The sequence below is a fragment of the Pedobacter sp. B4-66 genome, from assembly GCF_018492665.1.
GTDB lineage: Bacteria > Bacteroidota > Bacteroidia > Sphingobacteriales > Sphingobacteriaceae > Pedobacter.
In genome coordinates this window covers 817,249-833,213 of the sequence record NZ_JAFVME010000001.1, presented here as the reverse complement: position 1 = coordinate 833,213, position 15,965 = coordinate 817,249, and the positions used below count along the sequence as shown (strand labels likewise).

The 15,965-nt window shown below is 36.1% G+C and carries 15 protein-coding genes; 12 read left to right on the top strand and 3 right to left on the bottom strand.

What is annotated here, in order from left to right:
* The first annotated feature begins 109 nt into the window (after positions 1–109).
* From J1905_RS03400 to J1905_RS03385, 4 genes are all read left to right on the top strand, one after another.
* The gene (locus J1905_RS03400) at positions 110–787 is read left to right on the top strand and encodes a response regulator transcription factor (RefSeq protein WP_214225823.1); all 678 of its coding nucleotides are present in this window, start codon (positions 110–112) and stop codon (positions 785–787) included.
* Positions 787–2,136, top strand: a complete 1,350-nt coding sequence (locus J1905_RS03395) for a sensor histidine kinase (RefSeq protein WP_214225822.1) — start codon at positions 787–789, stop codon at positions 2,134–2,136. The genes J1905_RS03400 and J1905_RS03395 overlap by 1 nt, the downstream gene beginning before the upstream one ends.
* 139 nt (positions 2,137–2,275) lie before the next feature.
* Entirely contained in the window at positions 2,276–2,773 is a 498-nt protein-coding gene (locus J1905_RS03390; protein ID WP_214225821.1) for a hypothetical protein, read from the top strand.
* A 23-nt stretch (positions 2,774–2,796) separates the two neighbouring features.
* The gene (locus J1905_RS03385; RefSeq protein ID WP_214225820.1) at positions 2,797–3,723 is read left to right on the top strand and encodes a bestrophin family protein; all 927 of its coding nucleotides are present in this window, start codon (positions 2,797–2,799) and stop codon (positions 3,721–3,723) included.
* A 72-nt stretch (positions 3,724–3,795) separates the two neighbouring features.
* Here J1905_RS03385 and J1905_RS03380 read toward each other — a convergent pair whose 3' ends face one another.
* Positions 3,796–4,083 (bottom strand): winged helix-turn-helix transcriptional regulator, encoded by a 288-nt coding sequence (locus J1905_RS03380; protein WP_173092822.1) that lies wholly within the window; start codon positions 4,081–4,083, stop codon positions 3,796–3,798.
* A 95-nt stretch (positions 4,084–4,178) separates the two neighbouring features.
* On the opposite strand from J1905_RS03380, the gene J1905_RS03375 reads away from it, so the two are divergent.
* On the top strand, positions 4,179–5,114 hold the full coding sequence (locus J1905_RS03375) for a DsbA family protein (RefSeq protein WP_250317977.1): 936 nt from the start codon (positions 4,179–4,181) through the stop codon (positions 5,112–5,114).
* A gap of 64 nt (positions 5,115–5,178) precedes the next feature.
* On the opposite strand, the gene J1905_RS03370 is transcribed toward J1905_RS03375, so the two are convergent.
* On the bottom strand, positions 5,179–7,542 hold the full coding sequence (locus J1905_RS03370) for a TonB-dependent receptor (RefSeq protein WP_214225819.1): 2,364 nt from the start codon (positions 7,540–7,542) through the stop codon (positions 5,179–5,181).
* Positions 7,543–7,787: 245 nt separating this feature from the next.
* On the opposite strand from J1905_RS03370, the gene J1905_RS03365 reads away from it, so the two are divergent.
* Both J1905_RS03365 and J1905_RS03360 read left to right on the top strand, forming a co-directional pair.
* Positions 7,788–10,142, top strand: a complete 2,355-nt coding sequence (locus J1905_RS03365) for a hypothetical protein (protein WP_214225818.1) — start codon at positions 7,788–7,790, stop codon at positions 10,140–10,142.
* A gap of 81 nt (positions 10,143–10,223) precedes the next feature.
* Positions 10,224–10,871 (top strand): class I SAM-dependent methyltransferase, encoded by a 648-nt coding sequence (locus J1905_RS03360; protein WP_214225817.1) that lies wholly within the window; start codon positions 10,224–10,226, stop codon positions 10,869–10,871.
* A gap of 34 nt (positions 10,872–10,905) precedes the next feature.
* Here J1905_RS03360 and J1905_RS03355 read toward each other — a convergent pair whose 3' ends face one another.
* Positions 10,906–11,778 carry a DUF808 domain-containing protein gene (locus J1905_RS03355; RefSeq protein WP_214225816.1) on the bottom strand — a complete coding sequence of 291 codons (873 nt, stop codon included), beginning with the start codon at positions 11,776–11,778 and terminating at the stop codon, positions 10,906–10,908.
* A gap of 173 nt (positions 11,779–11,951) precedes the next feature.
* Between J1905_RS03355 and J1905_RS03350 the strand changes: the two genes are divergently transcribed.
* The 5 genes from J1905_RS03350 (at position 11,952) to J1905_RS03330 (ending at position 15,927) form a co-directional block, all read left to right on the top strand.
* The gene (locus J1905_RS03350) at positions 11,952–12,884 is read left to right on the top strand and encodes a DUF6263 family protein (RefSeq protein WP_214225815.1); all 933 of its coding nucleotides are present in this window, start codon (positions 11,952–11,954) and stop codon (positions 12,882–12,884) included.
* Between the two features lie 8 nt (positions 12,885–12,892).
* A complete protein-coding gene (locus J1905_RS03345) occupies positions 12,893–13,471 on the top strand; it encodes a YdeI/OmpD-associated family protein (RefSeq protein WP_214225814.1) in 579 nt (192 codons plus the stop codon).
* 128 nt (positions 13,472–13,599) lie between these two features.
* On the top strand, positions 13,600–14,070 hold the full coding sequence (locus J1905_RS03340) for a carboxymuconolactone decarboxylase family protein (protein ID WP_214225813.1): 471 nt from the start codon (positions 13,600–13,602) through the stop codon (positions 14,068–14,070).
* Between the two features lie 165 nt (positions 14,071–14,235).
* The gene (locus tag J1905_RS03335; RefSeq protein ID WP_214225812.1) at positions 14,236–14,829 is read left to right on the top strand and encodes an RNA polymerase sigma-70 factor; all 594 of its coding nucleotides are present in this window, start codon (positions 14,236–14,238) and stop codon (positions 14,827–14,829) included.
* A 66-nt stretch (positions 14,830–14,895) separates the two neighbouring features.
* Positions 14,896–15,927, top strand: coding sequence for a FecR family protein (locus tag J1905_RS03330; RefSeq protein ID WP_214225811.1), 1,032 nt, complete (start codon positions 14,896–14,898; stop codon positions 15,925–15,927).
* The last annotated feature ends 38 nt before the right edge of the window (positions 15,928–15,965 follow it).

The window sequence follows — 15,965 nt, the reverse complement described above, 5'->3', positions numbered from 1 at the left end:
AAGCCAACATAAAAATGCCTATGTCTTTTTTATGTTAAAAAAGAGCTATGAGTTAGTGTTTTGAGCTCCAATATTTTGATTATAGCCAAATATTAGAATATTTGTATTAATGAATTTATTACTAGTAGAGGATGAGCCTAAAGTTGTTTCTATAATTTCAAGAGGATTAACTGACGAAGGGTTTAACGTGAGTGTAGCTCCCGATGGTTTAATTGGAGAGAAAATGGCCACAACAAATCACTTTGATCTGATTATATTGGACATTATGCTACCTGGTATTAACGGTTTGGAACTATGTAAAATCATTAAGAAAAACAAAGCTACCGTACCTATCATTATGCTTACTGCTCTAGGTACTACTGAAAATGTTGTAAACGGCCTTGACAATGGTGCCGATGATTACCTTACCAAACCCTTCAATTTTGCTGAACTTTCTGCACGTATAAGGATGCTGCTCAGGCGTTACAGCGGTGTTATAGTTAACGATAACATCATAACTGTTGCGGATTTACAGATAAACTTGTCTGCCAAGAGAGTAAAAAGAGCCAATACTGAAATTACATTAACGGCAACAGAATATCGTTTGTTAGAGTTTATGGCTAAAAATAAATCCAAAATCCTATCCAGGATAGATATTTTGGAAAATGTTTGGGATATAGATTTTAATCTTGGTACAAACGTAGTTGATGTGTATGTAAATTACTTACGTAAGAAAGTTGATAAACCTGGCTCTCAGAAGTTAATACATACAGCAATTGGATTGGGCTACGTTTTAAAAGATGCTTAATGAGTATAGCAAGAAAAATAACTCTTCTTTTCGCCATTCTATCAGCAATTATCATTTCTTTATTAAGCGGGTTTGTTTGGTATTTTGCCAATGACTTTGCTTTTGAAGATTTTTACAAAAGATTAGAAGCTAGAGTTAACATCGCTGCCGAAATTAGACTTGCTGAAGATAAGAGTGACAACATGTATGCTAAAGTTCGTAATCAATATTTGGAGCGCTTACCAGATGAGAAAGAATTTGTTATTGAAAAAGATGACATCGGTAATGTAAAAATAGGTGTCGATTTGCCAAATAGTTTTTACGATAAAATTAAGGAAGGTAAAATAGCCCGTTACCGTAAAGAGAATCATTTTTATGCCGGGAAGTATTTTGCCGGAAATCAACAAGATCATATCATTATCGTTTCGGCTAATGATCCTTTCGGGTTTAGAGAATTAAAGGATTTACAAAAAATCTTATTCGCCGGTTTTTTTCTATCTATAATTATGTCTTTTGTAGTGGGCTGGAAATTCTCCAACTACATGCTTAATCCCTTAAGAAACATCATTAAAAGTGTAAAAAAGATAAAGGCAGAAAATTTGCACTTAAGACTTGATGTTCACGGTACTGATGAAATGGCCCAGCTCTCACAAACTTTTAACAATATGTTAAATAGATTAGAGACAGCTTTCGAAACACAGAATAACTTTATCAGCAATGCTTCGCACGAGTTACGAACACCATTGACTATTATTAGTGGCGAGGTAGAACTTGCAATGAAATCAGACACTAAGGGCAAGGATCACTATTTAACACTCGCCAAAATAAAAGATGAATCAGATCGATTAGAACATATATTAACAAGTTTGTTAGGTTTGGCTCAAACCGGTTTCAATGGCAAAAACCACCCTTGGGAACAAGTAAGAATAGATGAATTGATTTGGGATATCAAAGGTACAGTTAACCAGGTGCACCCTGAAAGTAAGATCGAAATCGATTTTAGTATGTTGCCAGCCGACGAAGACCAGATAACAGTAAAAGCAAATATTAATCTACTTAAGTTAGCCATAGCAAATATTGTAAGTAACGCTTGCAAATATTCTAATAACAAACCAGTATTGATAACCTTAGAAAGTAAGTCAAACGTGTTGTCAATAGCAGTAAAAGATCATGGAATCGGTATTCCTCCCGGTGATGTACAACATATTTTTGAACCTTTTTATAGAGCTTCAAATACATCAGACTTTAAGGGGTACGGCATTGGCCTGCCCTTGTCCCTAAATATAATTCGCTTGCATCGTGGTAGCATCGGTATCAGCTCTCAAGAAAATATTGCAACAGAAATTAAAGTTCATCTACCTATTAAATAATCACCAATTCAACTTTTCGGTACTTCATTTCAAGTTTTTTAAATTCTAATCACTTTTTAATGTATCTCTTATTTGGCTATAATATCATTAGTCGAAACTTGGATAAATAATTAATCAATTTATTAAAACAAGAAGAGCTATGAAAACTGTATTAGTACCAACCGATTTTAATGTAGAAAGTCTGAAAATTATTGACTCCCTGGTTTTTACCAACAAACCTGAAAATGTTGGAGTCATCTTTATGCATGCGTTTAAACTTTCAGATTCTATTACAGACATGCTAATGTTAAGTCGCAGGGGCAGGGACTACGAAAAGGTTAGTGATGAATTTTATAATGAAATGGATGCCTACAAACAGAAATATCCAAATGATATTAAGTTTATTGGTATCGAATATTTTTACGGGAGCACAGTTGCAGCCTTTAAAAATTTCATTGAGGGTGTTAATGCTGATTGTATCGCTTATCCTAAAGACTACAACTTTAACCCAATTCACAAGTTTAGTATCAATCCGGCTTCCTTAACAAAGCACTGCGGTTGCCAGGTGATAGATCTGGATATTCATGAATTCTCTAAAGAAGAGAAATTATTTGATACCAAAATACCTGCAGACAGGATTAATGCTTTAAGTGTTTAGTTTAATATTTAGCCCCAATAGTTATGCTGTTACGAAATAATATACCCCTTACTTACATTTTTGGAAAAATTAAAACAGAGTTAATTTTTGTAATCGCTTATTCGGTAGGCATTGTTATACTTTACCAGAATTTTCATGTATCCCGAATCTCTATACCTATTGCGGTTCCTGCGCTTCTGGGTACAATTATATCATTGCTGCTTGCCTTTCGTTCAAATCAGGCTTATGATAGATGGTGGGAGGCCAGAATAATTTGGGGTGCTATTGTCAATGATTCAAGAACAATATCCAGGCAAATCTTGTCATTTGTTGAAAACCCATACGAGCTAGAAGAAGTTGAAGAATTTAAGGAAAGATTTATCAAAAGACAAATTGCTTGGTGTAACGCACTTAGTCAATCTTTAAGAGGCTTTAGTGCACATAAGGGGTTAGAAAGATACTTGGATAAAAATGAACTTGCCTTTATAAAGAAGCAACGCAATGTTACAGTTGCTTTATTAGAGCTGCATGCTATGGATTTAAAAAAGGCATTAAATGAAGGTTGGATAAATAGATATCAGCAAATAGAAATTAATAAATCTATAACTGCTCTATGTAACCATATGGGAGGATCGGAACGTATCAAAAACACTGTATTTCCCGTTACTTACAGTAAATACATTAACATGTCTATCCACTTGTTTATTGTTCTTTTACCATTTGGGTTGATTGAATACTTTGGTTACATGGAAGTACCATTGGTTATTGCAATAGCAACCTTCTTTTTGCTGGTCGAAAAAATGGCGGTACACTTACAAGATCCATTCGAGAATAAACCTACAGATACACCTACCACTACGATCTGTAGAAATATAGAGAAAGATTTATGTCAAATGCTTGATGATAATAAATTGTATGAAGATTTGCCTCAACTTGAAAAATCGGGCATAGGTTCTTACTATATTTTGTAACGGTTTTCTAACTAAACATTAAGCCTCTTTCGGACAAATCTGAAAGAGGCTTAATTATTTATTATATCATTATCAAATATTCTCCAAACTCTGAAAAATAGGAATTAGTGATTTACCTTTTTCAGATAAATTGTATTCAATATGCAGTGGCTTTTCTTTTACAACAATTTTTATCAATAGGTCATTTTCTTCCAATTCTCTCAACGCAGTGGCAATTGACTGTTTATTAGCGCCTTTTAGTTGCCGTAATAAGGAGTTAAACCTAACAGGTTCAGAACATGCCAAAAGAAAAATTTGCGGCTTCCATTTTCCGGATAGCAGCTTTAGTAACCCTTCAGCAGGGCAATCGTTATTTTCCATAGTGATAATGGTAGTCAGATATTTTTGACTAATTGATGGGTATTTAATTACTGTGCAACTTTGTACTAAAGTTATTATTAAAAATCTGAATTACGTTGAAAACATATAATAAAGCAGAAAAAGAAAGTGATCCACTAATGTGTGATCCTGCAACAGGGGTTTGTGAAATTCCGGGACTTGTTGTCGATAAACAGCTGCAACAAATTGAAATTACCAATAAGCCAGTTAAAATTACCTATTACACAGATCCTATCTGTTCGTCATGTTGGGGAATTGAGCCTCAGCTTCGCAAATTGAAATTGGAGTATGGGGATAATTTGGAAATAGATTATCGTATGGGAGGTTTATTGCCAGATTGGAGTTACAATAGCGGTGGAATCAGTAAACCTAGCGATGTTGCCGGGCATTGGGAAGAGGTAAGCGCTTATTACGAGATGCCTATAGTAGGCGGAGTGTGGCTAAATGACCCGCTTGATTCGTCATATCCACCCTCAATTGCTGTAAAGGCGGCTCAAATACAAGATGATGAAAAAGCAATTGCTTTCTTGAGGAAATTGCGGGAGTTTGTTTTTCTGGATGAAAGAAATATTACAAGATGGGAAGTAATAGCTGAAGCTGCGGAAATAGTAGGGTTAGATATAGATCAACTAAAACAAAACTATGATGGAGTCGCCAAAACGTTATTTGAGGAAGATTTAGCCTATGGAAGAAAGCTAGGTGTTAGAGGGTTCCCAACAATGTTCTTTTCTAACGGTCAAAATGATCAAGTTACTCTGTATGGGTTTAGGCCATACACAGATTTTGAAAATGCGGTGTTGAAAATGTTTCCTGAAGTAAAGAAAAAGGAACATGGCTACACTGATCCGATTCAGCTATTTAGAAAATATCCTACTTTGGCGCTTAAGGAATATACTACTATTATGGGTATAAGCGATCAAATAGGAAAGGAACAATTAGAAGAATTGGTATTACAAGGAAAGCTTGAAAAACAGACTGTTAAAACGGGAGTAATGTATATTTGTCATAAATAACTGAAGCCCTACTTTGCTAAACTTTTTTACAAGGAAGTTTAGCAAAGTAGGGCTTAGTGCTTACCTAGTAGCTTACAGACAGCCCCAGGTTAACTGATGTTCCTCTGCCTTTAGAATAAAAACCCGGTTGCATAAACCATTGTGCCCTGGCTGGAAAATAATCCTCATTAAACAGATTTTCCACACCTAAAGTAATTCTGGTATTTTTATTCGCCCTATAGCTACCTGCAAAACTGAAGAGGTTATAGGCCTTAACTGCTCCTTCATTGCCATTGTAAACGCCTGTTTTATTTTTTTCGAAACGATTACGCGACCCTATTCCGGTATAGTTAAGTGTTAGGTCTAGTATGCTCAATGGACTATAAGTAACTGTTCCGGTAACTTTAGGTGCTGAAATTCGGCGGCCATTCATATACATATCGGCACTGTCGTCAAATTTGCCATTGTTATCGATGTCACGTTTACCTTCCGTATAACTATAGCTCGCACCAAATTCTAATGAAGGCATCAATTTATAATTGGCAGCAAGTTCAAATCCATATATTCTTTCCGGACTTCTTGCAGTGTTAAACAATCCTGTAGCGGCATCGTATACAACTTCAATACCAAGTTTAGATGTACTTCTGTATACAGAAGCAAGAAAAGTTAGGTCTTGATATGTGCTTTGAAAACCCGCTTCATAATTATTCACTTTTACCGCGTCAGTATTGATCTTCTCAATGCTATTCACTTTAGCCTCACGTAGTGCAAGGCCAATGTCCATTACCGAAAAGCCCTGAGAGAAACTTACAAAAGGACTAAACAATGCAAAACGGTTGTACCTTAATGCTGCATTGTACAGATAAGTGTTGTACTTTAATTTGCCACCAGTAACATCAAAAGAAGGAGTCACTGTGCCTCCCGTTGCATTTGTAGTGCGCAATGTTTTGTAATCGTCAACATTAATATTTACATGCTCCAAACGTATTCCGGTGGTAAATATCAGGTCTTTTAATGCAGTTATACTTGCTTGCGCAAATGGTGCCAGGTTGGTCATGTCCATTTCGGGTACCCAAGTCCTCCCATCAACTAAAGGCTGTGCCGTTTTATCCTTTAAAAAATCTGCCCCATAGGCTAGTGTTGCTTTTAAAGCCGAAGTTTGCAAAACAGGTGTTTCTAAAAATAAACGAGCACCTTTTTTTTCGTTTGTAGCCAATGATTGTCCATCGCCGCCATCAAAACGGCCTAAAGAAACATAAAATACATCTTTACGTTTTTCAAAATAAGTATCAATAGTTAGACTGGTGTTCAATAATATGCTATCTATTTTATATGACAGGTTGATATTGTGGTTGTAATCTACACCGGTTGGTATACCTAGAGGTTTGCCTAATACACCTGTAGCCTTTTGACCTGTGGCAAGATTACCATTCACTAATGTGAAATTACTATTCTGTAAACTGCTGTACATATTGTACATGAGCTGTAAACGTTGGTTTTTAGTTGGCTGATAGCCAATTTTGAAGAACGTGTTGTAACTGTCAGTTTCGCCTAAACTATAGTTTGGACCAACTACATCACCTTTAGCATCTTTATATTCACCTGTTTGTTCATAAGTTCCACTAGCTACGTAATCAATCTTCCCAACCTTGCCGTAAAACATTTGATTGATGCGACCACCTGCAGAATTTTTTGGGTTAATCAACGATCCGTTTAGGTTTACAGATGTTTTTCCAGCAAACTTTGCTGCAATATCAGGAACAAGTGTAATGTAGTTAATCAATCCGCCAGCTGCGCCATTTCCATAAATTGCTGTTGCACCTTTTACAACTTCTATTCGCTGTAAAACTGCAGGATCGATAGAACGTAGGTCTACCTCAGCATTTCTTAACGGCGAAGATTGGCTTACCCCATCAATCATAACCAGCATTGGCCTTCCGCGAAGATTTTGTCCCACGTTATTTCCTGTTTGTGCAGTTGGGGCAAATCCAGGAACCTGATTGGCTAAAATTGTACTTAAATCAGGGTTAATGGTCATTTCTGATTCTAGCTTCTTTTTTGAGACAACACTTACTGATGCAGCTATATTACGTATGTTTTCAGGTTTTCGTGTTGCAGAGATTATTACATTTTCTAATGTGTTGTTTTCTTGCTCTAGTATCCAGTTTAGGACTGTGTCACGTTGTAATGACCCTAGTTCTATATTTAGGCTTTTATAACCTACAGCTATTGTTTTTAATACTATAGGTTTCCCGGCTTCTACAAATAATGTAAAGTGTCCTTTTGTATCGGTTTGTGTTTTTATCGACTTATTTGCTTCGATGGTTACAAATGGAACCCCCGAAATTTTATCCGCGACTACGCCATGAATTTTAATGTTCTGCCCGTAGGTTTGAGAGAAGGAGAGAAGCAGAAATGAGAGCAGCACAAGTAAGTTTTTTATCATCATATTTATTTTTGGGCGAAAGTAAGTAAAAGTATGTTAATTATAATAAATCTAAATAAAAACATGTAATTCTGTTGATTAGTCAAAAAAACATCGGTATTTATCAAAATCACGGAAGTTTATCAGTCATTCTATAACTATTTTCGGGACTTTTATTATTTGGTCTCATTCCTGTTTTTTTTACAAAGTGGAATGATTAATTTCAATATCACATTCGTTTAATTGTCAACACACACACAAATGACACGATGAAAAAAACAATCTTGATTACTTTTTCGCTGCTTATTTATTTTTTTAATATTTCAGCGCAACAAATCAACCTAAAAACAGATGATTTAAACCTGAATGTTTCCTCATCGGGTCAGATCACCGCAATGTTGAATCCTAAGACGGGAAAAAATTACCTGGCCATTGGAGAAAAGGCGCCCTTATTAAAGATTCGTACAGCCGACGACTGGGAAGAACCAGCTCAAGCTGTATTTAATAGCAAATCGGGTACTATTACCCTGAACTTTGCAAACTCCAAAGTTTCTGCTGAAGTAAAAGTTACCCAAAAGAAAACCCATTTGGTTTTCGAATTAATTCGTTTAAACGCAAAAGATAAAGTAAATGCAGTTAACTGGGGTTCGTATCCAACTATTATTGGACAAACAATTGGAGAAGTTGTTGGGGTGGTGCGCGATGGCGAATATGCAATCGGCCTTCAATCATTAAATGTAAAAACTATTGGCGGGGTTTTAAATAATGCTGAAGGGGCAGATTATTCGCGAGGTTCTGTGGCAGTTAGTCAGCCTTATGGAAGTAGCCTACAGGCATTTAGTCTGGATAGATCAAAAGATCGGAAAATTACCGTTTGGAATCAATATGCTAATATGCCGGTTGATGCAATACCCAATGAAACTACTATCGGTTCAAAGATTGCACTTTTTGGATGCTCCGAGAATCAGGTGTTGTCTCGTATTGGGGTAATAGAGCTTGCCGAGGGGCTTCCACATCCGTTGATTAATGGCGTTTGGCACAAACAGTCGCCAGAAACCGGAAGGGCTTATATGATTACTGATTTTGATGAGAGTAACATAGATACCTTATTAAATTATGCGAAACAGGCTGAACTTATGTCGGTTTACCATGAAAGTCCGTTCCAATCCTGGGGTCATTTTGTTTTAAATCCTACAAGTTTTCCAAATGGTAATGCAGGAATGAAAGTTTGTGTTGATAAAGCAGCAAAAAAAGGAATTCGTGTAGGTGTACATACCCTTAGTAATTTTATCAATACTAACGACCCTTATGTAACGCCAATACCTGATAAACGACTTGGCCTAACGGGTTCCTCTACATTAACAGAAAATGTAACCTCATCTGCTACTGAAATTACAGTTGAATCGGACGAGTATTTTAAAAACATAAAGCCAAGTACATTACATGCTGTGCAAATCGGTGAAGAAATTATCCGTTTCCGAGAAGTGACATCAGAACGACCTTTTAAATTGCTGGATTGTCAGCGTGGGGCTTACGGAACAAAAGCAGCAGCTCATACAAAAGGAGACGCAGCAGGTATGATGATGGATTATCCTTACAATACCCTTTTCACAAACTTTAATCTTCAACAGGAGATTGCTGGGAATTTAGGTCGTTTCTTTACTGAAACAGGTGTTTCGCAAATGGATTTTGATGGTCACGAAGGATGCTTGTCTTCAGGAGAGGGTGATTATGGAATGCAGGCTTTTGCGGAAAAGGTTTTTAAAGATACCAAGCACACCTTGGTTAATGGTACAAGTAGGTCAAGTCATTATTACTGGCATATTTGTCATTACTGGAATTGGGGAGAGCCATGGTACGGTGGATTTCGTGAATCTCAGGGAGATTTCCGTTTAGAAAATCAGCCTTTTCTGGAAAGAAATTACATGCCTAATATGTTGGGGTGGTTTTTACTTTCATCAACAACAACTGAAGAAGATATTGAATGGATGATGGCAAGAGCTGCTGGTTATAATGCGGGTTTTGCTTTGGTTGCACGCTATAAAAACTTGCAGAAAAACCCCAATACCCCTAAATTGTTAGCCCTTATCAAACTTTGGCAAGAAGCTTATAAAAAGAAAATTTTCTCTGCCGATCAATTGACAAGATTAAAGAATCCCGAAAACGATTTTCATCTTGAACAGAATAATCAGGGTTGGAAGCTTTATCCATTTAAAAAATTCAAATTTGAACATGCCAAACAAGTACTTCAACCGGGACAACCAACCTTTTCGGAATGGCAGTTTGTAAATAATAATGCGGAACAACCATTAAATTTTACGCTTACCATTATGGGTAAAGAAGGTGTGATCAGCAATCCTTCAATTGAATTGGATGGTTATTATAAGTTGGAATTACCCGGTGAGTATGAAGCGGGTAATTCAATAGTATGCAATGGAACAACTATTAAAATATACAATAGTAAAGGTGGTTTTAAGAAAGAAGTAGCACTAAAACAAGCTATTCCGAGCTTAAAATCTGGAAAGCATACTATCAAATTTGATTGCGAATTTCCTGATGAAAATGAATTATCAAACAGGTTTATTATTAAAACAATCAGCAGTCCAGAAATAATTTCAAAATAGAACTCTTACTTCTCGGATTGCGACAATAAAGTTAGTATTTCTTTTTAGATTGCATATCCAATAGCATAAAGAGAAGAAATTATGGCAAATGAAAGCGAGAAACCAGAGTTTTGGGAATCAGCATTCGGAGAGAAGCATGAGATGTGGGGTTTTGAACCATCAAAGTCAGCAGTATTGACAAAGGATTTTTTTATCCAAAACTCAGTAAAAAACACCCTGATACCAGGAATTGGTTACGGACGGAATGCTCAAATTTTCAGAGAAAATGGGATAGCTGTAACCGGCATTGAGATTTCGAAAACTGCTATTGAAATGGCAAGAAAACACTATGGAACAGATATGGTTATACATTATGGTTCCGTAACAGATATGCCTTTTGACAATTCCCAATATGATGGAATATTTTGTTATGCTTTAATCCATTTATTAGACCGTAGCGAAAGAGAAAAACTAGTCCGTGACTGCTATAATCAACTGACAGAGAATGGTTACATGGTTTTTACGATGATTTCGAAAGATGCTCGCACTTATGGGCAGGGTAAATTCCTTAGTAAGGATCGTTACGAAATATTTGATGGAGTGAACATTTTTTTTTATGATAAGGAATCAATAAAATTAGAGTTCAGTAAAGCCGGATTGTTTGAAATCACAGAAATCAGTGAGAGTCAGCCATTCTTTTTAACAAAGTGTAAAAAAGGAGATAATTTTGGTGCAATGTCGTCTTTTTAAATATGCTAGAGTCTCAAGCGCTCTTATCCAGATTCTAGTGACTCTTTTTCAAACTGCCAAAAATTGTAGTAACAGCTTTTACAATTGCTACTACAATTAATCCGGCAAGCAATCCAAACACCAACTCCTTAACTAGCGTTGCTATATTTGGTAATAAATGGTGCAAAAACTCAATGTTATGAACGAAGATGCCACCTGAAACCAAAATCAATGCAATTGTTCCCACTACAGCCAGAATCCTTATGATAATAGGTAATGATTTAACCAGTAAATGACCAATGCTTGCAAAGAAACCTTTGTCGCCAGAGCGTTTGATTAATTTGTAGCCGGCATCGTCCATTCTAACAATAATGGCTACTATGCCATAAACTCCGATGGTAGCCAATAGTGCAATAACGGAAACCGTTAAAATCTGTATCGTTAAACTTTCTTCTAAAACACTCCCTAACGCAATAATTACGATTTCTATTGAGAGTATGAAATCAGTCATTACAGCAGATTTAACCTTTGTTTTTTCTGCATCACTATCGTCTTGTTTTGTCTCTGCAATTACTTCATCACCTGTCTTTTGACGATGGAAAAAGTATTCAATTATTTTTTCAACTCCCTCATAAGCCAGGAAAAAACCTCCCAAAACTAAAATGACCTTAATGGCTATCGGAAAAAATGCATTGAGTAGTAATGCAATGGGAACAATAATAATTTTGTTGATGAACGAACCCTTGGTAATTGCCCACAGCACAGGTAGTTCTCTTGAAGACAGGAATCCAGTCGCTTTTTCTGCGTTTACTGCTAAATCATCGCCCAAAATACCTGCAGTATTTTTAGCTGCAATTTTAGCAGTTACTGAAACATCATCCATTAAAGCGGCGATATCATCTAAAATCGCGAAAAAACCTGAAGCCATCTTTATCTAATTAATAAGGTGCAAAATATCTTTTAAAACTTGATTTTGAAAGTAAAAAATAACACTGGGATAGATATTTGTAAAATTGAATCCCAAGCATAGATAAGGGTAAGGCAGTATAAAACAATTTTCATTATCTTAACAGGATAAATTAACAACCAGTGTAAAGCTCTATGAAAAAAATCCTATTGCTGTTTCTCGTAGTTACCGGTTTATTAGCCTGTAAGGCTAAACCTGAAAACATACTGATTAAACTCACAAAAGGTCAAAGTTATACCCAGCATACTTTTTCTAGAATCTCTGTCGCCATAAATATGATGGGGACTGAAATTCCGGGCATAAGTACTTTTGATGCAGTACAAAAATTCGAGGTGGTCGATCTGAAGGATAGCATTTATACACTTAAGGTAACTTACCAGTCTATATCAAACAAAGTCGATTACGAGTCCAAATCAACTAAAATGATCTCTAATGTTGATTCCAGCACTTTGAATAACAGTCCTATGATGCGGGTACTTGATGCTTTAAAAGGTAAATCTTATCAGATTAAGATGTCAAACAGAGGCCGCGTTATTGAAACGATGGGTGCAGATTCTATGTTGAGAGATTTGATTACAACAATGCCAGGGATTCCAAGAGAGTCCAAACCAGGTATGATATTTCAAGCGTTGAATAGTTATGGCGATAGAGGGATCAAGTCAAATGCTGAAATATTGATGTGCTTATATCCTAAACGGCCAGTAAGACAGGGGGATAGTTGGGATGCTAACCGCAAAGGGGGAAATAGCCTAATGGAGCCAAAAATTGAAGCAGTTTACACACTTAATAAAATTACAGAATCAGCATACGAGATTACTGGAAAATCTCATGTAGCGATGAACAGTGGCGATGACATGGCTGAGAAAGTTAATATTCGGATTAAGCTTTCTGGCACCAAGAACTCCAATAGTAAAATTGATAAGAAAAGCGGGTTGGTAACAGAAATTAAGATAGAACAAGACATAAAAGGCGCGTCGGTAAGTACTAATAAACGCAACAATGAAAAATTTGTAATACCTCATCACAATAAAGGAGAAATAATTATCACAAATACCTTTATTCACTAGAAACAGCAATGGAGAAAAATGAAATAGAAACCTTTTGCCCCGCAAGTTTACAAGAGTGGCGACAATGGTTAGAAGAAAATCATAGATCAAAGCAATCCATTTGGGTTCTTTATTATAAAAAGAAGTCTAATGTGGCTTCAATAACTTATACTGATGCTGTTGATGAAGCACTTTGCTTTGGCTGGATAGACAGTACAAGAAGGGCAGTTGATGATCATAAATTTATACAGTTTTTCTGCAAGCGAAAACCAAATAGTGTTTGGTCTAAGATAAACAAAGCGAAGGTTCAACGGTTAATTGATGCAGGACTTTTTGCACAAGCAGGCCACGAAAGCATTGAAATTGCAAAGCAGAACGGCTCGTGGGCGATTTTGGACGATGTAGAAGAATTAATAATACCCGAAGACCTTGAAAAAGAATTCGAAACTAAAGAAGGGTCAATGGATTTCTTTTTAAGTTTAAGTCGGTCTGTCAGGAAAAGCATTTTGCAATGGCTTGTGCTTGCCAAACGACCAGAAACCAGACAAAAAAGAATTACGGAAATTGCAGAACTCGCTGCCCAAAAACTGAAACCGAAACAATTTTGATGGGAGTAATCTATTTTAGATAATCGTTCTTTTTAAAAATATTTTCCCATTTGTGTCCTATTTCTGAGATCTCAATCTTCATTACAGTATAAAATAAATATTGTATCACAGTTTAGAATAAAATGAAAATGGGACAAAGAATCAATGCCTTCGTAAAAGGCCAAAACGCAATGAAAGCCATGTATGGTTTAGGAATTTATCTTTCTAAATCGCCAGTAGAACAAAAACTTTTAAACTTAATTTATTTCAGGGTATCGCAAATTAATGGTTGTGCTTTTTGTTTAGATATGCACTCAAAAGATCTTCGTGTAAAAGGAGAAACCGAACAGCGTTTGTTTGTGTTGGATGCATGGAGAGATGCACCGTTATATACAGATCGTGAGCGTGCGGCACTGGCATGGGCAGAGGCGGTAACAAAAATATCAGGAGGTGATGTTTCTGATGAAGTATACAACCAGGCATCACAACAGTTCACAGAAGAGGAATTGATTGATTTAACATTAGCAATCACTACTATTAACAGTTACAATCGTATCAATATTGCTTTTCGCACTCCGGCAGGAGATTATAAGCCTGGTGCATTTGCCGTGAAAGATTAATAATCAGCTTTTTTTAGATGAAGAGGCAGTCCTTAATTGATAAAGGGTTGCCTCTTTTTGTTTGTCATAATTCCATTAGGTATTCTTTACTATATGTTAATATTGCGGTAATGTAGGTGTATGTTTTGGCCGGTACTTTTGCTGTCAGATTTATTTGTTCCACGAATGATTAAAGATTACACCACATTATCAGATCAAATATTGCTTCAAAAATGCCGAGAGGATAACATTAAAGCATACGATCAGTTATTTGAACGGTATTTTGGTGTTCTTTACAATTTCTCAGTTACTTATGTTAAAAATACAGCTGTAGCCGAAGAGTTGGTTATGGATTTGATGTTCAACATCTGGAAAAAGAGAAACGAACTACAAATAAATGGGGAGGTAAGTGTTTACCTGTTTAGTGCAATGAAAAATGTACTGTTCAATTTCATCCGCAAAAAGGAATTGGTAACTACCGATATAGAATTGCTTCCAGAGCAACATGCTACAACGGATAAATCTGCCGATCATGAACTTCATTACAAAGAGCTTGAACAAGTTTATCAGTTAAAACTGAATCAGCTGAGCCCACAACGACGAAAGATATTTAAGCTAAGCAGAGAGGAGCAAATGACTTACCCTCAGATTGCTGAAAGTATGAATCTTTCTGTAAATACCATAAAGACTCAAATGCTTGTATCTCTTAAACATCTTAGAGAAGGTCTGAAAGAGCATATTGATATCACCATGTTTCTAGTGCTAATTTTCTTTATTTAATTTATTTTCATTTCCACTCACCCTATCCCTATACAAGTTGTGTCTTGTAATTGAAGGATAGAAATAATGAATTTAAAAGTAGATAAGGCGCTCATCAAAAAATATCTTGATGGTGACTGTGATGATAAAGAATTAGAATTGGTGCGTGATTTTCTTAAGCAGGAAAACGCGCAACAAATATTTGATGAAGTATGGAATGAGCAATGGGCTGATAAAATTAAAGCAGATAACGTAGTCTCTAATTCAGCACAAAATACCAACTGGAAAAATAAAATACACCAACGGATTAATCAGGAGTCTTTAAATACAGAAACGGTTGTTGTACCTATTCGCACTCCCTTTATAAAAAGAATTGCCAACTGGCAATATGCAGCAATCTTAGCTGTATTGTTTATTGGAGCCGGGCTATGGGTTGTTACCAATAAAAAAACTCAGGAGCAAACCAGTATAGTTTATGTAGAAAAGCATAATGGTAACGGGCGTAGAACCATCATCACCCTTCCCGATAGTTCAACGGTTTATCTTGGCCCCGATAGCAAATTGCGTTATGCCGAAAAATTTAGTGGCAACACCAGAGAAATAAAATTAGAGGGTGAAGCCTTTTTTGAGGTTACTAAAAATCCAAAGAAACCTTTTATTATTCTTACCGGAATAATCACCACCAAAGTACTAGGTACTTCTTTTAAAGTAGAGGCATTTCTGAGTAAGCCGGTTACGGTTTCTGTAAGTACGGGTAAAGTTAGGGTAGATAGACATACCGCAGGCAAAACAGAATCAATAGCGGTTTTAATACCCGGCCAAACTGTAACCTGGAATGAAACCAACCATTTAAGAACTTTAGGCAACGCTGTGGTTACTGATATCAGTAGTTGGAAGGACGGACGGTTGGTGTTTAATCAGGTTCCTTTATCTGAAATAGCCCACATTTTGGAGCGATGGTATGACGTGGATATTAGTTTTAGCGATAAAAAAACAGCTTTAAAACTGATGAAAGTTAATCTGACTGCAAATGTGCCAATCAATACACTGATGAAAATTCTAAGTGTATCGGGACAGTTCAAATATAATATTCAAGGCAATCACATTACTATTAATTAATTGGAAAGGAAAAGATATGTAATACTTAGACTTTAAAA